Annotated in this window: 19 protein-coding genes; 15 read left to right on the forward strand and 4 right to left on the reverse strand. The window is 71.8% G+C overall.

The annotated features are described in order from the left end of the window. Positions 1-16: 16 nt before the first annotated feature. Complete coding sequence (locus AB0C66_RS07120; protein ID WP_362433929.1) at positions 17-754, reverse strand: MBL fold metallo-hydrolase; 738 nt, start codon at positions 752-754, stop codon at positions 17-19. Between the two features lie 176 nt (positions 755-930). Between AB0C66_RS07120 and hrcA the strand changes: the two genes are divergently transcribed. The 12 genes from hrcA (at position 931) to AB0C66_RS07180 (ending at position 15,177) form a co-directional block, all read left to right on the forward strand. Continuing rightward, on the forward strand, positions 931-1,947 hold the full coding sequence (gene hrcA, locus AB0C66_RS07125; RefSeq protein WP_362435540.1) for a heat-inducible transcriptional repressor HrcA: 1,017 nt from the start codon (positions 931-933) through the stop codon (positions 1,945-1,947). Beyond that, complete coding sequence (gene dnaJ, locus AB0C66_RS07130; RefSeq protein ID WP_362433931.1) at positions 1,948-3,084, forward strand: molecular chaperone DnaJ; 1,137 nt, start codon at positions 1,948-1,950, stop codon at positions 3,082-3,084. 236 nt (positions 3,085-3,320) lie between these two features. Beyond that, the gene (locus tag AB0C66_RS07135; RefSeq protein WP_362433934.1) at positions 3,321-4,412 is read left to right on the forward strand and encodes a nitronate monooxygenase; all 1,092 of its coding nucleotides are present in this window, start codon (positions 3,321-3,323) and stop codon (positions 4,410-4,412) included. Further along, positions 4,409-5,152 (forward strand): 16S rRNA (uracil(1498)-N(3))-methyltransferase, encoded by a 744-nt coding sequence (locus AB0C66_RS07140; protein ID WP_362433937.1) that lies wholly within the window; start codon positions 4,409-4,411, stop codon positions 5,150-5,152. The genes AB0C66_RS07135 and AB0C66_RS07140 overlap by 4 nt, the downstream gene beginning before the upstream one ends. 109 nt (positions 5,153-5,261) lie before the next feature. Beyond that, entirely contained in the window at positions 5,262-5,831 is a 570-nt protein-coding gene (locus AB0C66_RS07145; protein ID WP_362433939.1) for a hypothetical protein, read from the forward strand. Positions 5,832-5,941: 110 nt separating this feature from the next. After that, positions 5,942-6,301: a histidine triad nucleotide-binding protein gene (locus AB0C66_RS07150; RefSeq protein ID WP_362433941.1), complete on the forward strand. Its 360-nt coding sequence runs from the start codon at positions 5,942-5,944 to the stop codon at positions 6,299-6,301. Positions 6,302-6,305: 4 nt separating this feature from the next. Beyond that, positions 6,306-7,226, forward strand: coding sequence for a ribonuclease Z (locus AB0C66_RS07155; protein ID WP_362433944.1), 921 nt, complete (start codon positions 6,306-6,308; stop codon positions 7,224-7,226). Positions 7,227-7,391: 165 nt separating this feature from the next. Next, entirely contained in the window at positions 7,392-8,495 is a 1,104-nt protein-coding gene (locus AB0C66_RS07160) for a PfkB family carbohydrate kinase (RefSeq protein ID WP_362433947.1), read from the forward strand. Between the two features lie 167 nt (positions 8,496-8,662). Beyond that, on the forward strand, positions 8,663-9,667 hold the full coding sequence (locus tag AB0C66_RS07165; protein ID WP_362433950.1) for a PhoH family protein: 1,005 nt from the start codon (positions 8,663-8,665) through the stop codon (positions 9,665-9,667). A 12-nt stretch (positions 9,668-9,679) separates the two neighbouring features. Continuing rightward, positions 9,680-10,177: an rRNA maturation RNase YbeY gene (ybeY, locus tag AB0C66_RS07170; RefSeq protein WP_362433953.1), complete on the forward strand. Its 498-nt coding sequence runs from the start codon at positions 9,680-9,682 to the stop codon at positions 10,175-10,177. Beyond that, positions 10,174-11,487: a hemolysin family protein gene (locus AB0C66_RS07175; RefSeq protein ID WP_362433955.1), complete on the forward strand. Its 1,314-nt coding sequence runs from the start codon at positions 10,174-10,176 to the stop codon at positions 11,485-11,487. Before ybeY ends, AB0C66_RS07175 begins: the two co-directional genes overlap by 4 nt. 438 nt (positions 11,488-11,925) lie before the next feature. After that, on the forward strand, positions 11,926-15,177 hold the full coding sequence (locus AB0C66_RS07180; RefSeq protein ID WP_362433958.1) for an Ig-like domain-containing protein: 3,252 nt from the start codon (positions 11,926-11,928) through the stop codon (positions 15,175-15,177). A 127-nt stretch (positions 15,178-15,304) separates the two neighbouring features. On the opposite strand, the gene AB0C66_RS07185 is transcribed toward AB0C66_RS07180, so the two are convergent. Beyond that, positions 15,305-16,789: an MFS transporter gene (locus AB0C66_RS07185; RefSeq protein WP_362433961.1), complete on the reverse strand. Its 1,485-nt coding sequence runs from the start codon at positions 16,787-16,789 to the stop codon at positions 15,305-15,307. A gap of 201 nt (positions 16,790-16,990) precedes the next feature. Here AB0C66_RS07185 and AB0C66_RS07190 point away from each other — a divergent pair, with 201 nt between their 5' ends. From AB0C66_RS07190 to AB0C66_RS07200, 3 genes are all read left to right on the forward strand, one after another. Then, positions 16,991-17,848, forward strand: coding sequence for a helix-turn-helix transcriptional regulator (locus AB0C66_RS07190; protein WP_362435543.1), 858 nt, complete (start codon positions 16,991-16,993; stop codon positions 17,846-17,848). A gap of 79 nt (positions 17,849-17,927) precedes the next feature. Next, positions 17,928-18,278 (forward strand): cytidine deaminase, encoded by a 351-nt coding sequence (locus tag AB0C66_RS07195; RefSeq protein ID WP_362433964.1) that lies wholly within the window; start codon positions 17,928-17,930, stop codon positions 18,276-18,278. 86 nt (positions 18,279-18,364) lie between these two features. Further along, entirely contained in the window at positions 18,365-19,399 is a 1,035-nt protein-coding gene (locus tag AB0C66_RS07200; RefSeq protein WP_362433967.1) for a GTPase Era, read from the forward strand. Here the strand turns inward: AB0C66_RS07200 and AB0C66_RS07205 are convergent, their stop codons facing one another. After that, positions 19,400-19,666 carry a protealysin inhibitor emfourin gene (locus AB0C66_RS07205; RefSeq protein WP_362433969.1) on the reverse strand — a complete coding sequence of 89 codons (267 nt, stop codon included), beginning with the start codon at positions 19,664-19,666 and terminating at the stop codon, positions 19,400-19,402. A gap of 27 nt (positions 19,667-19,693) precedes the next feature. After that, positions 19,694-20,779, reverse strand: a complete 1,086-nt coding sequence (locus AB0C66_RS07210; protein WP_362433972.1) for a M4 family metallopeptidase — start codon at positions 20,777-20,779, stop codon at positions 19,694-19,696. Positions 20,780-21,029: the final 250 nt, after the last annotated feature.

The following is a 21,029-nucleotide window of genomic DNA, read 5'->3' on the forward strand; positions in this document are numbered from 1 at the left end:
GACGATAGCGCCGGGACTAGGGGGACACGCCGAAGCGGGCGGCCAGATCGGCGCGCTGGGCACGTACGAACTCCGCGTCCACCACCGCCCCGTGGCCCGGGACGTACCGCGCCTCCTCCCCGCCGAGCTCCAGCAGCCGGTCCAGGGCGGCGGGCCACCGCGCGGGGATCGCGTCGGGCCCCGCCTGCGGCGGTCCGGACTCCTCGACCAGATCGCCGCAGAAGACCACCTCGGGCCGGCCCGGGACCAGGACCGCCAGATCGTGGGCGCTGTGCCCGGGGCCCACGTTCGCCAGCAGCACCGGCCGGTCGCCCAGGTCAAGGGTGAGCTCCCCGGAGACCAGGTGGTGGGGGAGGACCAGATGGTCGGCGGCCTCGGTGGCGGCGCCCCGCTCCACACCCTGCCGGATGGCCGACTCGCGCAGCTCCTCCCGTTCCGCGCGCAGCAGTTCGTCCAGGCCCGCCGCGCCGTACACCTCGCAGCCCGAGAAGGCGGCGGTGCCCAGGACATGGTCGAAGTGCGGATGGGTGAGCGCGATCCGGGTGGGGCGGCGCCCGGCGAGCCGGGTGATCTGGGTGCGCAGCGCGGCGCCGTCACGCAGGGTCGCCCCGGTGTCCACGACGAGTACGTCCGTCCGGCCGACGATCACGCCGATGGTCTCGTCCCAGCCCGGCATGCGGAGCCGGGCCACCCCGGCGGCGATGGTCTCCCAGCCCGCCTCGTGCCACCGCGACTCTTCCCAATACGTCTCCATACCGAGACGCTAGCTCTCCTGGCGATAGCGTGGCGGATCGTGCGGGCTCCGCCACACGGCGGCCCTTGCCCCGGCCACCGCACCCCGCCGTACACTGGCGTAGGGGTTCTGGCACTCGTGCCCGTTGAGTGCCAGGGGACGACCTGAAGAGACCGCTGGACTGGGAGGTGCGCGGGGTGCTCAGCGAACGCAGACTCGAAGTGCTGCGTGCCATTGTCCAGGACTATGTGGGGACCGAGGAGCCGGTCGGCTCCAAGGCGCTCACCGAGCGCCACCGGCTGGGGGTTTCCCCGGCCACCGTGCGCAACGACATGGCCGCGCTGGAGGACGAGGGCTTCATCGCGCAGCCGCACACCAGCGCCGGGCGCATCCCCACCGACAAGGGCTACCGCCTCTTCGTGGACCGGCTGGCCGGCGTGAAGCCGCTGTCCACACCGGAGCGCCGCGCCATCCAGAACTTCCTGGACGGCGCCGTGGACCTCGATGACGTGGTGGGCCGCACCGTCCGGCTGCTGGCGCAGCTGACCCGGCAGGTCGCGGTGGTGCAGTACCCGTCGCTGACCCGCTCGACGGTGCGCCATGTGGAGCTGCTGCCGCTGGCCCCGGCCCGGGTGATGCTGGTGCTGATCACGGACACCGGCCGGGTCGAGCAGCGCATGGTGGACTGTCCGTCCCCGGTGGGCGAGGAGTCGCTCGCGGATCTGCGGGCCCGGCTCAACAGCCGTGTCGTGGGGCGGCGGTTCGCGGATGTGCCGCAGTTGGTGCAGGATCTTCCGGAGTCCTTCGAGCAGGAGGACCGGGGGACGGTCTCGACCGTGCTGGCGACCTTGCTCGAGACGCTGGTGGAGGAGACCGAGGAGCGGCTGATGATCGGCGGCACCGCGAACCTCACGCGTTTCGGGCATGATTTCCCCCTGACGATCCGGCCCGTTCTGGAGGCACTTGAGGAGCAGGTCGTCCTCCTCAAGCTGCTCGGCGAGGCCAAGGACTCGGGTATGACCGTCCGCATCGGGCATGAGAATGCTCACGAGGGGCTGAATTCCACCTCGGTGGTCGCGGTCGGCTACGGTTCGGGCGACGAGGCCGTCGCCAAACTCGGCGTGGTCGGACCGACCCGCATGGACTACCCCGGAACGATGGGAGCGGTACGCGCAGTGGCACGTTACGTCGGACAGATCCTGGCGGAGTCGTAAGTGGCGACGGACTACTACGCAGTCCTGGGCGTGCGGCGTGATGCCTCGCAGGACGAGATCAAGAAGGCATTCCGCCGGCTCGCGCGTGAGCTGCACCCGGATGTGAACCCGGATCCGAAGACCCAGGAGCGGTTCAAGGAGATCAACGCCGCGTACGAGGTGCTGTCGGACCCGCAGAAGAAGCAGGTCTACGACCTCGGCGGGGACCCGATGTCCGGTGCGGGCGGAGGCGGCGGCGCCGGTGGCTTCGGCGCGGGCTTCGGCAATTTCTCCGACATCATGGACGCCTTCTTCGGCACCGCCTCACAGCGTGGACCGCGGTCCCGCACCCGGCGCGGCCAGGACGCCATGATCCGTCTCGATGTGGAGCTCAGCGAGGCCGCGTTCGGGACCACCAAGGACATCCAGGTCGACACCGCCGTCGTCTGCACCACGTGCAGTGGTGAGGGCGCGGCGCCGGGCACCTCGGCGCAGACCTGTGACATGTGCCGCGGCCGCGGTGAGGTCTCCCAGGTGACCCGCTCCTTCCTGGGCCAGGTCATGACCTCGCGGCCATGTCCGCAGTGCCAGGGCTTCGGCACCGTGGTGCCGACCCCGTGCCCGGAGTGCGCCGGTGACGGGCGGATCCGCTCGCGCCGCACCCTGACGGTGAAGATCCCGGCCGGTGTGGACAACGGCACCCGGATCCAGCTGGCGGGCGAGGGCGAGGTCGGCCCCGGCGGCGGCCCGGCGGGCGACCTGTATGTGGAGATCCATGAGGTCCCGCACCCGGTCTTCCAGCGCCGCGGTGACGACCTGCACTGCACGGTGACCATCCCCATGACGGCGGCGGCGCTCGGCACCAAGGTGCCGCTGGAGACGCTGGACGGTCTGGAGGAGGTCGACATCCGGCCCGGTACCCAGTCCGGCCAGTCGATCCCGCTGCACCAGCGCGGTGTCACCCATCTGCGAGGCGGCGGCCGGGGCGATCTGATCGTCCATGTCGAGGTGACCACCCCGACCAAGCTGGACGCGGAGCAGGAGGAGCTGATGCGGCGGCTGTCCAAGCTGCGCGGCGAGGAGCGGCCGACCGGCGAATTCAAGCCGGGGCAGCAGGGCCTGTTCTCGCGCCTGAAGGATGCCTTCAACGGCCGGTAGGCGCCGGGCCGGGGGTCCGGGGGTTTGTCCCCCGGGGGATGGGGCCAAGCCGGGGCAGCAGGGCCTGTTCTCGCGCCTGAAGGACGCCTTCAACGGCCGGTAGGCACCCGGCCGGGGGTCCGGGGGTCTGTCCCCCCGGAGTCGCCGCCAACGGGCGGTAGCCGCCCGGCCTGGACCCGGCGAGCCGCCGTAGATCCGGTTGTCGGACGGTGCGGAGCGCATGACACGATGTGGTCATGCCCTCCGCACTGACCGATCTCTTTCGGTATCCGATCGTGCAGGCGCCGATGGCGGGCGGAGCTTCCTGCCCCCCGCTGGCCGCCGCCGTCTCCGAGGCCGGTGGCCTCGGTTCCCTCGCCGCCGGGTACAAGACCCCGGAGGCGATGTACGAAGAGATCAAACAGCTGCGCGGGCTGACCGGCCGCCCCTTCCTGGTCAATCTGTTCATGCCGCAGCCGCCCACCGCCGACCCGGCCGCCGTCGAGGTCTACCGGGAGCAGCTGGCGGGTGAGTCCACCTGGTACGAGACACCGCTCGGCGACCCCGAGGCGGGCGCCGACGACGCGTACGAGGCGAAGCTGGCGATCCTGCTCGAGGACCCGGTGCCGGTGGTCTCGTTCACCTTCGGCTGCCCTACCCGTGAGGTCCTGGCCGCGCTGGCCGGGGCCGGTACCCGTACCGTCGTCACGGTGACCTCGCCGGTCGAGGCGCAGACCGCCCAGTGGGCGGGCGCCGACGCGCTCTGTGTGCAGGGTGTGGAGGCGGGCGGCCACCAGGGCGGCTTCCGTAACGACCCCTCCGAGGACGGTATGGGCGGCGGCCTCGGGCTGCTGTCCCTGATCGCGCTGGTCCGCGAGTCCGTACAGATCCCGGTCATCGCCGCGGGCGGGCTGATGCGCGGTGCGCAGATCGCGGCGGCGCTGGCCGCGGGTGCGAGCGCGGCCCAGCTGGGCACCGCGTTCCTGGTCACCGCGGAGTCGGGGGCCAACGCCCTGCACAAGCGCGCCATGACGGACCCGATGTTCGGCCGGACCGAGCTGACCCGCGCCTTCTCCGGGCGTCCGGCCCGGGGCCTGGTCAATCGATTCATCCGCGAGCACGGCCCGTACGCCCCGGCCGCCTACCCCCAGCTGCACCACCTCACCTCCGGGCTGCGCAAGGCCGCGGCCAAGCAGGGCGATCCGCAGGGCATGGCGCTGTGGGCCGGACAGGGGCACCGGCTGGCCCGTGCGCTGCCCGCCGGGCGGCTGGTGGAGACGCTGGCGGCCGAATTGGACGCGGCGCGCGCCGCCTTGACCGTCAAGCCGTCCGACGGCGAGGTCTGGTGACCGCCCCGGTGTTCGTGGCCGACTCCCTCCAGGGGGCGGCCGCGGGGGCCCGGATCGCGCTGGAGGGGCCCGAGGGGCGGCACGCCGTCTCCGTACGGCGGCTGCGCGTCGGTGAGCCCGTGGTGCTCACCGACGGGCGCGGTACGGGCGTCCACGGCGCCGTGGCGGCCGTCGAGGGCAAGGACCGGCTGCTGGTGGAGGTGGCCGAGGTACGCCATGAGGAGCCGCCGAGCCCGCGGATCACCGTGGTGCAGGCGCTTCCCAAGGGCGACCGCGGCGAGTTGGCCGTGGAGACCATGACCGAGACCGGTGTGGACGCCGTGGTGCCGTGGACCGCCGCCCGGTGCATCACCCAGTGGAAGGGCGAGCGCGGGCTGAAGGCGCTCGGCAAGTGGCGGGCGACCGCCCGGGAGGCGGGCAAGCAGTCCCGGCGCCTGACCTTTCCGGAGGTCACGGACGCGCTGACGACCAAGCAGGTTGCCCGACTTCTGGCCGATGCCGATTTCGCCGCCGTGCTGCACGAGGAGGGCAGTGCGCCGCTGGCCACGGCCGGACTTCCGGCCGCCGGTGAGATCGTGCTCGTCGTGGGCCCCGAAGGGGGAGTCTCCCCCGAGGAGTTGACGGCCTTCGCGGCGGCGGGCGCGGCGCCGTACCGGCTGGGGCCGAGCGTGCTGCGCACGTCGACGGCGGGAACGGCGGCGGCCGCGCTGCTGCTGGGGCGCACCGGACGCTGGGGCTGAACGGCCCGTCCCCGCCGGGGTCCCGGGCCCGTCCCGGGGCGGGGCACGGTGGCCGACGATGGTCTTCCGGTTCGTCGCGCCCAATGGGAACCTGTCCCCTATGGGGGTAATGAGCCATGTAAGGCATCGGCGCGGCCGCCAGCTCCTGGCCGTCGCGGTATCGGTCGCGGCCGTCGTCGCGGTCACCGGATGCGACCCGGAGGACAACGGGGTCAGCTCCATCGTCGTCGCGGTCACCACCGACAAGGTCGCCTCCCGCGCCCTGGAGAAGGGCGATGTCGACGTCCGCTGGCTGACCTGTAACGCGGAGATGAAGGGCGGCCGCACGGCCGGTGCTTCGGCCTCCGGCGACGCCAACCGCGAGCGGGACGAGGGCGCCGAGACCGACGCGTCGGTCGACTGCCGGGGCGAGACCGGGAACGACAAGGACATCAGGGTCAACGGGCGGGTCACCTTCGTACGGAAGAACCACTGCGTCCGGGGCCACTTGACCGCCTCCGTGGACGGGCACCGGGCCTTCGAGGCCCGGGTGATCGGGGAGTGCGAGGGCGGCCGCGACGACGACGGCGATACCGGCGGCGGCAACGGCCGGAACGACGCCCGCGGGACCGACCGCCCCGAGCCGCACCGCAGCTACCCCCTGGACCACCACACCACGGCCGGCACCCAGGGCAAATAGCGGCACATAGCGGCAGCGGCCACCAGGGCGAAGAGGATTCGCGGGTACCGTCGGCGGGGCGTCCCGGTACCATCCGGTCCGTATCAGCCGACGACCGTGAGGAGCCACCGGTGGCGGGAGAACCGCAGGCCGACTGCCTGTTCTGCAAGATTGTCTCGGGGGAGGTGCCGGCCACCGTCGTCCGCGAGACCGACACCACGGTCGCCTTCCGCGATATCAACCCCCAGGCGCCGACCCACATTCTGGTGATCCCCAAGGTGCACTACCCGGACGCCGCCTCCCTCGCCGCCGCCGAACCGCAGATCACCGCCGATGTGCTGCGCGAGGCGGGCGTGGTCGCGGCCGAGGAGAAGATCGACGGCACCGGCTTCCGCGTGGTGTTCAACACCGGTTCCGGCGCCGGGCAGACGGTCTTCCACGCCCACGCCCACGTCCTGGGCGGCCGCGGGCTCAACTGGCCCCCCGGATAGTCCGGTGTCCGCACGCGAACTGGTCGTCCTCGGCACCGCGAGCCAGGTCCCCACCCGCCACCGCAACCACAACGGCTATCTGCTGCGGTGGGACGGCGACGGGCTGCTCTTCGACCCCGGCGAGGGCACCCAGCGCCAGATGGTGCGGGCCGGTGTCGCCGCGCACGACATCGACCGGATCTGTGTCACCCACTTCCACGGCGACCATTCGCTGGGGCTCTCCGGGGTGATCCAGCGGATCAACCTGGACAAGGTGCCGCATCCGGTGACCGCGCACTACCCGGCGAGCGGACAGCACTTCTTCGAGCGGCTGCGCTACGCCACCGCGTACCGCGAGACGGTGCCGCTGACCGAGCAGCCGATCGAGGGCGAGGGCGGGGTGATCGCCCGGACCCCCGCCTACACACTTCACACCGCGCGGCTCTCGCATCCGGTCGAGTCCTACGGCTACCGCCTCGTCGAGCCCGACGGCCGCCGCATACTCCCCGAGCGGCTGGCGGTGCTCGGCGTCCGCGGCGCGGACATCGGCCGCCTCCAGCGGGAGGGCGCGCTGGAGCGGGACGGGCGCACCATCGGCCTGGAGGAGGTCAGCGAGGTCCGCCACGGCCAGCGGTTCGCCTTCGTCATGGACACCCGGCTGTGCGAGGGCGCGTACGCCCTGGCGCAGGGGTGCGATCTGCTGGTCATCGAGTCGACCTTCCTGGACGAGGACGAGTCCCTGGCCGTCGAGTACGGCCATCTGACCGCGGGCCAGGCGGCCCGCCTCGCGACCGGCGCGGGCGTCCGCCATCTCGTCCTGACCCACTTCTCGCAGCGCTACGGCGATCCCTCCGAGTTCGAACGCCAGGCCCGCGAGGCGGGGTTCGAGGGCGAGCTCACGGTGGCCCAGGACCTGATGACCGTGGCCGTGCCCAAACGCGGCTGAGACGGCGCCCCCGGCGCCGCCCGGCGTCGCGGCGGTGTGTCCCGGCGTCGCGGCTCCCGGGCGTTCCGGCGGGCGGATCGGGCACACTGGCGGCACCCGCTTCCGACGGCGAGGGCACGGCGGCCGGGAGCGCCGAACACGACCGGTTCGACCTGGGAGCACACGGTGACGACATACGACGGCGACGAGCGCGCGGCGGGCCGTCCCCTGCTCGACCCGCTCGCGGCCGTTCGCGAGCCCGGTGATCCGGCCTGCGACGTCTATCTGACCGGCACCGTCTTCCTGGACATCATCTTCACCGGGCTGGACTCCGCCCCCATCCGCGGTACCGAGTCCTGGGCGCGCGGGATGGGCTCGAGCCCCGGCGGCGTCGCCAATATGGCCACCGCCCTGGCCCGGCTCGGCCTGCGCACCTCACTGGCCGCCGCCTTCGGGGACGACCACTACGGCGACTACTGCCGGGACGCGCTCGACCGCGGCGAGGGGATCGACCTGGCGCTGTCCCGGACGATCCCGGGCTGGCACTCCCCGGTGACCGTCTCGATGGCCTACGAGGGCGAGCGGACGATGGTCTCCCACGGCCATGAGGCGCCGCCGCCCGAGGAGCCCGCCCCCAGCTGTCCGCCCCCGGCCCGCGCCGCCATCGCCTCGCTCGTTCCCGGCCGCCGTGAGGAGTGGGTCGCCGAGGCCGCGCGCAAGGGCAGCCGGGTGTTCGCGGACGTCGGCTGGGACGACACCGGCCGCTGGGACCCGGCCGATCTCGCCGATCTGGAGCACTGCGAGGCGTTCCTGCCGAACGCGGCCGAGGCGATGAGCTACACCCGCACCGACTGTCCGCGGGCCGCCGCCCGCGCGCTCGCCGACCGCGTACCGCTCGCGGTGGTCACCCTGGGCGCCGAGGGGGCGTACGCGGTCGACGGCCGCACCGGTGAGACCGCCGAGGTGCCCGCGATCGAAGTGGAGGCGCTGGATCCCACCGGTGCCGGGGATGTGTTCGTGGCGGGCTTCGTCACCGGCACCCTCGCCGACTGGCCGCTGGCCGACCGGCTCGCCTTCGCCGGGCTGACCGCCGCGCTGTCCGTCCAGGAGTTCGGCGGTTCGCTGTCCGCGCCCGGCTGGGTCGAGATCGCCGCCTGGTGGCAGCACACCCGTGCCTATGACGACCAGCCGCTGCGCCGTTACGCCTTCCTGGACCGGATACTCCCGGCCGCCGCCCGCCCCTGGCCGCTCCGCCGGGCCGTCCCCACCATCGGCTTCCGCCGGGCGTGACCGCCCCGGGTCCGGCCGCCGCCCGCCTTCCACGGATGGTGTGATGGGCCGGTACGGAGTAAAAGCGCTCGGGTGTTGTCGGTGCTCCGTCGTACCCTGGTATCCCAAGGTTGTCGAGCGGCGAGAACCCTGTCACAGGAGGTAGGAGCAGGCCCGAGAGCCGGCCCATGACGCGACCAACCACAGCCCGGCAGGCGCACGCGCAGTTCACGGTCCCGACCAAGCACCCGATGGTGATGGTCCTGGGGTCGGGGGATTCGCTGCTGCGTGTGATCGAGAATGCGTTCCCGGCGACCGATATCCACGTGCGGGGCAATGAAGTCAGCGCGACGGGGGATCCCAAGGAAGTCGCCCTCATCCAGCGCTTGTTCGACGAGATGATGCTGGTGCTGCGCACCGGTCAACCGATGACGGAGGATGCGGTGGAGCGCTCGATCTCCATGCTGCGCACTGCGGAGAACGGGGAGGGCGCGACCGAGGAGACGCCCGCCGAGGTACTCACCCAGAACATCCTCTCCAACCGCGGCCGCACCATCCGCCCCAAGACGCTGAACCAGAAGCGCTATGTCGACGCCATCGACAAGCACACCGTGGTCTTCGGGATCGGCCCCGCCGGTACCGGCAAGACGTATCTGGCCATGGCCAAGGCGGTTCAGGCGCTCCAGTCCAAGCAGGTCACCCGGATCATCCTGACCCGCCCCGCGGTCGAGGCGGGGGAGCGGCTCGGCTTCCTGCCGGGCACGCTCTACGAGAAGATCGATCCGTATCTGCGGCCGCTGTACGACGCGCTGCACGACATGCTCGACCCGGACTCCATCCCGCGGCTGATGGCCGCGGGCACGATCGAGGTCGCGCCGCTGGCGTACATGCGCGGCCGTACGCTCAATGACGCGTTCATCATCCTCGACGAGGCGCAGAACACGAACCCCGAGCAGATGAAGATGTTCCTCACCCGGCTCGGCTTCGACTCCAAGATCGTGATCACGGGTGATATCACCCAGATCGACCTGCCCGGCGGGACCAAGAGCGGTCTGCGCCAGGTGCGGGAGATCCTGGACGGCGTCGATGACGTCCACTTCTCCATGCTCACCAGTACCGACGTGGTCCGGCACAAGCTGGTCGGCCGCATCGTCGACGCGTACGAAGAGTACGACAGCCGCAACGGAAAGTAATCAAGAAGCCTCATGGCGATCGACGTCAACAACGAATCCGGCACGGACATCGACGAGCGGGCGGTGCTGGACGTCGCCCGCTACGCACTGGCCCGGATGCGCATCCACCCGCTCTCCGAGCTCTCGGTGATCGTCGTTGACGCCGACGCCATGGAGCAGTTGCACATCCAGTGGATGGACCTGCCCGGTCCGACCGATGTGATGTCCTTCCCGATGGACGAGCTGCGGCCGCCCGTCAAGGACGACGAGGAGGCTCCGCAGGGCCTCCTCGGTGACATCGTGCTCTGCCCCGAAGTGGCGAGGAAACAGGGCGAGGAGGCGCCGACCGGGCACTCCATGGACGAGGAGCTCCAGCTGCTCACCGTCCACGGCGTCCTCCACCTCCTCGGCTACGACCACGAGGAGCCGGACGAGCGCGCCGAGATGTTCGGCCTCCAGGCCGCGATCGTCGACGGCTGGCGTGCCGAGTACGGGCTGACCGGCCCCTCCCCGGCCCCCACCACCCGATGAGCGGGCAGCACATCGCGGCGGCCGTCCTGCTGGTGGTCGTCGCCTGGCTGGCGGCGTGCGCCGAGGCGGGTCTCGCCCGCACCACCCGGTTCCGCGCCGAGGAGGCCGTACGCACCGGGCGGCGCGGCAGCGCCAAGCTGATGCTTGTCGCCGAGGACCCCACCCGCTATCTGAACGTGGCGCTGCTGGTCCGGGTGGCCTGCGAGGTGGCGGCGGGCGCGGTGGTCACCTACGCCTGTCTGCGCGAGTTCCCCGAGACCTGGAAGGCGCTGACCGTCGCCATCGGCGTCATGGTCCTGGTGTCCTACGTCGCCGTCGGCGTCTCACCGCGCACCATCGGCGCCCAGCACCCGCTCAACACCTCGACGGCGGCCGCCTATGTGCTGATCCCGCTGGCCCGGGTGATGGGCCCGATCCCGCCGCTGCTGATCCTCCTGGGCAACGCGCTCACGCCCGGAAAGGGCTTCCGCAAGGGCCCGTTCGCCTCCGAGGCCGAGCTGCGCGCCCTGGTCGACCTCGCGGAGCAGGAGTCGCTGATCGAGGACGAGGAGCGGCGTATGGTCCACTCCGTCTTCGAGCTCGGCGACACCCTGGTGCGCGAGGTGATGGTGCCGCGCACCGACCTGGTCGCCATCGAGCGCTACAAGACCATCCGGCAGGCACTCACCCTCGCGCTGCGCTCCGGCTTCTCCCGGATCCCGGTCACCGGGGAGAACGAGGACGACATCGTCGGGATCGTCTACCTCAAGGACCTGGTCCGGAAGACGCATATCAACCGCGAAGCCGAATCCGAGCTGGTCTCCACCGCGATGCGGCCCGCCGCCTTCGTCCCGGACACCAAGAACGCGGGCGATCTGCTGCGCGAGATGCAGCAGGATCGCAACCATGTGGCCGTCGCCATCGACGAGTACGGCGGCACGGCCGGGATCGTGACCATCGAGGACATCCTCGAGGAGATCGTCGGTGAGATCACCGACGAGTACGACCGGGAGCTGCCGCCCGTCGAGGACCTGGGCGACGGCACCCACCGGGTCACCGCCCGGCTCGACCTCGGCGACCTCGGCGAGCTCTACGGCACGGACCTGGAGGACGAGGACGTCGAGACGGTGGGCGGACTGCTCGCCAAGGCCCTCGGCCGGGTGCCGATCGCGGGCGCCACGGCCCAGATCGATGTGCCCGAGGGCGGTACGGACCCGGCGCTCAAGGCCCTGCGGCTGACGGCGGAGTCCCCGGCCGGCCGCCGCAACCGCATCGTCACGGTGCTGGTCGAGCCGGTCCGGGAGACCGCCGCCGCCGAATCGGAGTCCTAGCCGGACCACCGTCATCACGGCCACTACCGCGCCGCGGTCCGCCCTCACCGGGCGGGCCGCGGCGCGCAGTTGTGCGCAGCCCCAGGCACACCGCCAGCCCCGTCCCCGCGCACTTGGCGCTCCCCGTCCGCTCGGCGCGGCCGCCGCCCGCGTCGAGGCGCCCCGGTACGCCCGCGTAGCCGGGTGCGCGGGGACGCGCTGCGCCATCCGGGTGGAAAGGGCTCCCGCACCCTGGCTCATCTGGCCTAGTCCCCGGCTTACTTGCAGATACCGACTGGTGGGTCGCCCATACCTCTGTCGGGGGACTGTCGGCTTGTCTATGTGACGTAGACAGCCGGCCGTATGGGCACCCCCGCACAGATGGCCACGGCCCCCGCAGACACCTTGCGGGGGCCGTGGCGGCCCACTCCTTACCGCGACCGGGAAGGGGCCACTCTCATGGCTGCCTCGACCACTGTGGTGACGTCCGCGCCGAACCCCTCGGTCTTCGGCGAGACCGTCACCTTCACCGCGACCGTCGCCTCAGTACCACCGGGTGCGTTCACTCCGACCGGTACGGTCGGCTTCTCCGTGGATTCCGGCACACCCGTGACCGTCCCCGTCGACGGGGCCGGACAGGCATCGTTCACCATCAGCACCCTGAGCGTGGGCCCCCACACCGTGTCCGCCGCCTACAGCGGCGACGCCAACCTCGACCCCTCCACGGATTCCACCATCCAGCAGGTCGACGCGGCGGTGACGAGCACCACCCTGACCGTCTCGCCGAACCCCGCGGTCTGCGGGCAGGCCGTGACGCTGGGCGCCACGGTGGCCACCGTGCCCCCGGGCGCCGTCCCCACCGGGTCGGTCACCTTCATCGTCAGCGCCGACGGTCCGGCGGTGGTCGCGCCGCTGGACGCCACCGGACATGCCTCGATCACGGTCCCCGACCTGGAGGTGGGCGCCCATCTCGTCGCCGCCTTCTACAGCGGCGATCCGGGCTTCGGCCCTTCCAACTCCGCGCTGGTGCCGCTCACGGTCAACCAGGCGACGTCCACGGTGGCCTTCACCGCGACACCGGACCCGTCGGTCTGCGGGGAGCCGGTGACGATGTGCGCCCAGGTGACGGTCGAGGCTCCCGGCACCTGTACGCCGACGGGCATGGTGACCTTCTCGGTGACCGGCGGCCCGACCCTGTCGGCGGAGCTCGACGCGACCGGCCAGGCATGTGTCACGACGAGCGCCCTCCCGGTCGGCACCGACACGGTGACGGTCACGTACTCCGGTGACGAGGGTGTCGCGGGCGCCAGTACGACGGCCGCCGTCACGGTGGACCAGGGCACCTCGGCGACCGCGGTGACGGTGGCCCCGAACCCGGCGGCATGCGGTGCGGCGGTGACGATCTGTGCCCAGGTGACGGTCGGTTCGCCGAGCACCTGTATCGCGACCGGGGACGTCACCTTCGTGATCTCCGGTGGTCCGACGCTGACCGGCACCCTCGACGCGAGCGGCCAGGCGTGTGTGACCACCACGGCGCTGGGCGCGGGCAGCCACACCGTGAGCGCCACCTATGAGGGCAACGCCGACGTCCTGGGCTCCACGGCGACCACGACCGTCACGGTCGACCAGGGCGTCTCGTCCACCACGGTGACGGTCGCGCCCGACCCCTCGGTCTGCGGTGAGACGGTGCAGATCTGTGCCCAGGTGACGGTCGGTTCGCCGAGCACCTGTGTGCCGACCGGGGACGTGACCTTCGTGATCTCGGGTGGTCCGACGCTGACCGGCACGCTCGACGCCAACGGCCTGGCGTGCGTGACCACCACCGCCGTCCCCGTCGGCAGCCACACCGTGACCGCCACCTATGAGGGCAACGCCGACGTCCAGGGCTCCAGCGCCACCGCCCCGCTGACGGTCAACCAGGCGACCTCCAGCACGGCGCTGAACGTGAACCCCGAACCCTCGGTGTGCGGCCAGGCAGTGACCCTGTGCGCCCAGGTGACCGTGGGCCAGCCGGGAACGTGTGTGCCGACCGGCAATGTGACCTTCACCATCGCGGGCGGGCCGACGCTGACCGGCATGCTCGACGCCACTGGCCAGGCATGCGTCACCACCAGTGCCATCTCCGTCGGCAGCCATGCCGTCATGGTCGACTACCCCGGTAACACCGGTGTCGCGGGCTCCAGCACGACGGGCACGGTCACCGTGAACCAGGGCGTCTCGTCCACCACGGTGACGGTCGCGCCCGACCCCTCGGTCTGCGGTGAGACGGTGCAGATCTGCGCCCAGGTGACGGTCGGTTCGCCGAGCACCTGTGTGCCGACCGGGGACGTGACCTTCACCATCTCGGGTGGTCCGACGCTGACCGGCACGCTCGACGCCAACGGCCTGGCGTGCGTGACCACCACCGCCATCCCCGTCGGCAGCCACACCGTGACGGCGGGGTACGCGGGCTCCACAGGGGTCGTGGGCTCCGTCGGGACGGCAACGGTCAATGTGAACCAGGCGAACTCCACCACGGCGCTGACGGTGACCCCCCAGACGTCGGTGTGCGGCCAGTCGGTGAGCCTGTGCGCCCAGGTGACCACCACGGCCCCCGGCACCTGTGTGCCGACCGGCACGGTGACCTTCACCATCGCGGGCGGGCCGACGCTGACCGGCACGCTCAACGCGAGCGGTCAGGCGTGTGTGACCACCACGGCCATCCCCGTCGGCACCCATGCCGTCACCGCCTCCTACGCGGGCGGCGGAGGCGTCGCGGGCTCGATGGCCACTGGTTCGGTCACCGTCAACCAGGCGAACTCCACGACCACGTTGACCATCACCCCCAACCCGTCGGTGTGCAGCCAGTCGGTGAGCCTGTGCGCCCAGGTGACCACCACGGCGCCCGGCACCTGTGTGCCGACCGGCACGGTGACCTTCACCATCCCCGGTGGCCCGACGCTGACCGGCACGCTCAACGCCAGCGGTTCGGCCTGCGTCACGGCCAGCGGCCTGGGCGTGGGCCCGCACACGGTGACGGTGGCGTACGGCGGCAACGCCGGGGTGGCGGGTTCGACCACCACCGGAACGGCCACCGTCAACGCGACGCCCACCACCACCACGCTCACCTCCTCGCCCAACCCGTCGATGGTCGGGCAGACGGTCACCTTCACCGCGACCGTGGCCCCGGTGTCCCCGGGCACGGGCGTCCCGACCGGCACCGTGACCTTCGTGATCAGCGGTGGGCCCACCCTGATGGGCACGCTCAACGCCTCCGGACAGGCCAGCGTGAGCACCAACGCGCTCACCAGCGGCCCGCACACGGTGGTCGCCACCTATGGCGGCGACGCCTGTTACAGCGCCTCGTCCGCCACGCTCGTCCAGAGCGTGGGCACCACGGGTACCACGCTGACGGCGACCCCCGCGATGATCCGTTTGCGGATCAACGGAACGCTGGTCATCCCGACCCTGAGCGCCACGCTCAGGGACAGCTCCAACAACCCGGTGCCGGGGCAGACCATCACCTTCAGGGCCAACAGCGCCACCGGCCCGATCGCCCTGGGCAGCGCCGTCACCAACGCCAGCGGCACGGCAACGCTCACCACCGTGAACGTACCGCCGACCGTGCTCTCGGCCGCCAGCTACACCGCCTCCTTCGCGGGGGCACCCGGTCTGAGCCCGGCGTCGGCCAACGCCACGCTGACGTTCCAGGCGTACCCGTTCTTCCCGTAAGGACGGCGCGGAACCTCCCCCGGGCGGCCCCGCTCACAGGCTCCCCGGGGGAGGGCACTCGCTGACCCACCCACAGCTGCGCCGGACCGCGTCCAGCGGCCCGGCGCAGCTGTGGTGCGCGCACCGGTCACCCGCGGCCACGGCGTCCGCGCAGACTCAAGCCCACCGCGAGCGCGATCAGCGCGAGGACCGCCGCGTCGACGCCGATGCCCAGCCGCACTCCGCCCAGCGTCGCGGCCGCGAAGTCCGCGCCACCGTCGCGCAGCGAGGCGATATGGGCCGAGGCCAGGGCGCTGAGCAGCGGGATGCCCACGGTCATCCCGATCTGCTGGGAGCTGGTCACCAGCCCGGTGGCCAGGCCCTGTTCATGGTCCGGCAGTCCGGAGGTGGCGATGACGCCATAGGAGACGATCACCCACAGATGAGCGACGCTGGCGAGGCTCACCGCGGCCATCGCCAGCCAGGCACCGGCGGTGGCGTCCTCGCCCAGAGCCACCATCACGGCCGTCAGCACCGCCTGGATCAGCATCGATCCGACCAGGGTGCGACGGGCGCCGAAGCGGCCGATCACCTTGGGCGCGACCGCGCCCGCGACCGCCGACAGGACGCCCTGCACACCGAAGACCAGACCGGTGACGAGCGACGACAGCTCCAGCACCTCCTGGAGGTACAGCGTCAGCAGGAAGATGACCGAGCTCATCATCGCGAAAGTGGTCAGCCCGGCCAGATTGCCCCAGGCCACGGTGGGACGGCGCAGCATCGGCAGCGACACCAGCGGTTCGGCGGCCCGGGACTCCACCACCGCGAACAGCACGAGCAGCAGGGCGCCGCCGACCAGCGTCACGATGACGTCGGTACCGCCGAAACCGCGCTCGGCGGCGGTCGAGAGGGCGTAGATGACACCGAGCAGCCCACCGGTGACGGCCACCGCGCCCGGTACGTCCAGCCGCGGCCGCCGCGGGTGCCGGGACTCCGTCAGCAGCGCGGGGGCGGCGGCCAGCACCAGCACGCCCGCGACCGCGAGCAGCCCCATGGTGGAGCGCCAGCCGAGCGCGTCGGTCATCCCGCCGCCCAGGACCATGCCGATGGTGAAGCCCAGCGACATCAGGGTGCCGCTGATGCCCAGGGCGCGTTCGCGCTGCGGGCCCTCGGCGAAGGTGGTGGTGAGCAGCGACATCCCGGTGGGCACGATGACAGCCGCGCCCAGCCCCTGGGCGGCCCGCCCGGCGAGGAAGACCGCCGGGTTCCAGGCCAGGGCGGCCAGCAGGGACGCCACCGTGAACAGGGCGAGCCCGGTGAGGAACAGTCTGCGCCGCCCGTACAGGTCGGCCACCCGGCCGAAGAACAGCAGGAAGCCACCGGACGGCAGGGCGAAGGCGGTGACCGCCCACTGGAGGTCGGACTGGCCCATGCCCAGGTCCCGGCCGAGCACCGGGAGCGCCACGTTCAGGATCGAGAAGTCCAGCGCCACCATGAACTGGGCGGCGCACAGCACCAGCAGGACCAGCTTGGCGCGGCCGGTCAGCCGTGCGGGAGCCGGATCGGGAACCGGGGGAGCGCTACCGCGCCCGGCGGTGGGGTCGGAAAGAACGGAGGAGGAATCGATCGCCATGGTCAACAGGTTCGGATGATCCGGGAGAGCGTGGGGAGCGGGCACTTATCCTGTTGGCCGCACCACCAGTTTCGGTGAGAGCACACCGGTGGGGACCCACCGGTGAGGAGGGGGAACGGCGTGGCAGCAGCCGCGGAGACGACGGCGAGGACACGGACCACCGGTAAGTCACACCGCCGACAGGAGCTGCGTGACTTCCTGATGAGCCGCCGGGCCCGGGTCAGCCCCGCCGAGGCGGGGCTGCCGGACGGCGGCCGCCGCCGTACGCCCGGGCTGCGCCGGGAGGAGGTCGCGGTGCTGGCCGGGGTGGGCGCGTCCTGGTACCAGTGGCTGGAGCAGGGCAGGGACATCACCGTCTCGCCGCAGGTGCTGGACGCGGTCGCCCGGGTGCTCCGGCTCAACGACCCCGAGCGCCGCCACCTCTATGTGCTGGCCGGGCTCAACCCGCCGGTCCCCGCGTCCGAGTACGACACGGACTATCTGTGCGACGGGCTCCGGCGGCTGATCGACGGCTGGATGCCGTTCCCCGCGCACATCATGGACCGGTACTGGAACGTGATCGCGTACAACGAGGGCGCGGCGATGGTGCTGGGGCTGCGCCCGGAGATCGCGCAGAACTGCCTGATCACCTTCTTCACCGACCCGGTCTACCGGTCCCGCGCCAAGAGCTGGGCGCAGAACGCGCCCTGGGTCGTCGCCCAGTTCCGCGCCGCCTTCTCCGACTACCCGGACGACGAGGGCTATGGCGAGATCGTCGCCGAACTGTCCCGGCTGTCCACGGAGTTCACCGAGCTGTGGGAGCGACGGGACATCCAGGCCGCCGGGCAGATGTTCAAGGAGCTGCACCATCCGCTGGTGGGCGCGTTGCGCTTCGAATCCACCCAGCTGCGGATCCCGGCCCGTCCGGACCTGACGATCGTGCTGCACCAGCCGATGCCGGTCGCGGGCGCCGGGCCGGGGACGGTGGCGCAGCCGGCCGAGGAGACCACGGCGAAGCTGGAGTGGCTGCTCTCCCCGGAGGGACGGCGCGGCGGGATGTACTCGGTGGCGGGCGGCTGATCCGCGCCACCGGCATCCGGACCGAGCGGCCGCCCCACCGGCATCCGGCCCGATGGGCGGCCCGCATATGCTCGTCCGTATGAGCGACGCAGCGCAGCTGGACCCCGAAGACCGCAAGATCGTCACGCTGGCCCGCTCGGCGCGGGCGCGCAACGGCGTGGCCGAGGGCGCCGCGGTGCGCGACGAGACGGGGCGCACCTATGTGGCCGGTACCGTCGCCCTGGACTCGCTCCGGCTGAGCGCGCTGCGGACCGCGGTCGCCATGGCCGTCGCCAGCGGCGCCACCTCGCTCGAGGCCGCGGCCGTCGTCACCGAGGCCGAGGCCGCGTCCGAGGAGGACCGCGCGGCCGTACGGGACCTGGGCGGGGCCGGTACGCCGGTGCTGCTGGCGGGCCCGGACGGCACCGTGCGCGGCACCTTCCCGGTCTGACGGCGAGACCGCCGTACGGCCTGCGCGGATCCGCCGGACCGCCCGGTCCGGCGGACTGGTCCGAGCCGGTCGGGGCATCGGGGAGAATGGGCGCCATGAGTGTCCGTACCCCTCCGTCCCCGTCCGAGCCGGCGAAGCCGCCACACCGCTCGGGCTTCGCCTGTTTCGTCGGCCGCCCCAACGCCGGCAAGTCGACCCTCACCAACGCGCTGGTGGGGACGAAGGTCGCGATCACCTCCAACCGGCCCCAGACCACCCGGCACACCGTGCGCGGCATCGTGCACCGGCCCGACGCACAGCTCGTGCTCGTCGACACCCCCGGTCTGCACAAGCCGCGCACCCTGCTCGGCGAGCGTCTCAACGATGTCGTGCGGACCACCTGGGCCGAGGTCGATGTGATCGGCTTCTGTCTGCCCGCCGACCAGAAGCTCGGCCCGGGTGACCGCTATATCGCCACCGAGCTGGCAGGGATCAAGAAGACCCCCAAGGTCGCGATCGTCACCAAGACCGACCTGGTCGAGCCCGAGCAGCTGGCCCGGCAACTGCTGGCCGTCGACCGGCTCGGCACCGAGCTTGGCATCGAATGGGCGGAGATCATCCCGGTCTCGGCGGTGGACGCGGAGAAGCAGGCGGGCCGCGGCCCCGACGCCGCTGCCGCCGACGGCGACAACGGAGCCGGGGCGGGGGCCGGTCAGGTGAGCCTGCTGGCCGATCTGCTGGTCCCGCTGCTGCCCGAGGGCCCGGCCCTCTATCCCGAGGGCGACCTCACCGATGAGCCCGAGCAGGTCATGGTCGCCGAGCTGATCCGCGAGGCGGCGCTGGAGGGTGTGCGGGACGAGCTGCCGCACTCCATCGCGGTGGTCGTGGAGGAGATGCTGCCGCGCGAGGACCGGCCCGCGGACAAGCCCCTGCTGGACATCCACGCCAACCTCTATATCGAGCGGCCCAGCCAGAAGGGGATCGTGATCGGCCCCAAGGGACGGCGGCTCAAGGACGTCGGCACCAAGTCCCGCAAGCACATCGAGGCGCTGCTGGGCACACCGGTCTTCCTCGATCTGCATGTCAAGGTCGCCAAGGACTGGCAGCGCGACCCCAAGCAGCTCCGGAAGCTGGGCTTCTGATTACGCCCCCTCCTTGAGCACCGTGCGGACCAGCTCCCGCTGGGCCTCGCTCAGGTGCGGGTCCGCGGCATGGACGGTGCGGCCGTCGATGGTGATCTCGTAGTGGAAACCGTCGGGGACGCCGCGGCCGGCGGCCGCGGCTCCCTTCTCGACGGCCTGGTGGGCCAGGGCGGCCAGATGGGTGGCGTCGGGCCGGCCGGAGGTGTCCAGCTCGGCCCGGCGCTCGATTCCGGCGAATCCGCCGGTGCGGGTGACGGAGATACGCATGCGTCCATCACTACCCGAGGGCGGGCCCTAGCGCGCGCCCGCCCGCGTCCGCAGATCGGTGATGCCGACCCCGGCCCACGCCTCCCGCACCGCCGTGAGCTCCTCGCCCTCGCCGTAGCGGGACTGCGCGGCGGCCACCGTGAGCTGGGCGAAGTCGCTGAACTCGGCGTCGGACGCCAGATCGCCGCCGGTGAGCACGTCGTACCAGATCTGCCCGGCGCGCTCCCAGGCGTTGCCGCCGAGGGCGGTGGCGGCGAGGTAGAAGGCGTGGTTGGGGATGCCGGAGTTGATGTGGACCCCGCCGTTGTCCCGTGAGGTGTGGACGAAGTCGTCCATCGTGCCGGGCTGCGGGTCCTTGCCGAGGACATCGTCGTCGTACGCGGTGCCCGGGGCCTTCATCGAGCGCAGAGCCACCCCGGTGACCCGCTCCGCGAGCAGCCCCTTGCCGATCAGCCAGTCGGCCTCCTCGGCGGTCTGGCCGAGGACGTGCTGCTTGACCAGCGAGCCGAAGACATCGGACATGGACTCGTTGAGCGCGCCGGACTGGCCGAAGTACTCGAGGTTGGCGGTGTACTGCGTGACGCCGTGGGTGAGCTCGTGGGCCATCACATCGACCGGGATGGTGAAGTCGAGGAAGATCTCGCCGTCCCCGTCGCCGAAGACCATCTGCTCGCCGTCCCAGAAGGCGTTGTTGTAGTCGTCGCTGTAGTGGACGCTCGCGTTCAGCGGGAGTCCGGAGTCGTCGACGGAGCGCCTGCCGTACGCCTTGAGGAACAGTTCGAAGGTGGCGCCCAGACCGTCGTAGGCGCGGCTGACCGACTCGTCACGGCCCGCCGCGTCGCCCTCGGCGCGCACCTTCTTGCCGGGCAGCCGCGTCTCGTGCTCGGCGTCGTAGATGGTGCGCTTCGGCTTGTTGGACGGGGCCCGCTCCGCGGTGGCGGTGACCCCGCGGACGGTGGTGATCCGGCGGCGGGTGCGCTCCAGGGCGTCCCGCTCCAGGGTGCGGCGGGCGGGTCCGGCCACCGCGGGATCGTCGGCGTGGGAGAGCTTGTCGAGGACGTGCGGCGGCACGATCGTGCAGAAGACACGGTGGGTGTTCGGGTAGACGTCCATGGCTGGCAATGTGGCACTGCGCTGCGGGGTTGTCACTCCTTGCGGTCATGATTGATGAAATCGAGTGGTAGATGGGGATTTCCCGGCGGGCGGCGGCGGGAGATGTGCCGTCCCGCATAGTGATACGGCCCCGCCGGGTCCCGGGCGTCTCGGTTAGGCTGCTTCCCATCATGCGTTTCGGGCTGCTTCTTCTTAGCTGCCGCGGCGAGGGCCTGTAGTCGTAGGCCGACCCCCTCCCCGCGGAGTTCGG

It is taken from the genome of Streptomyces sp. NPDC048636, assembly GCF_040650655.1.
In the GTDB taxonomy this organism is placed as follows: Bacteria; Actinomycetota; Actinomycetes; order Streptomycetales; family Streptomycetaceae; genus Streptomyces.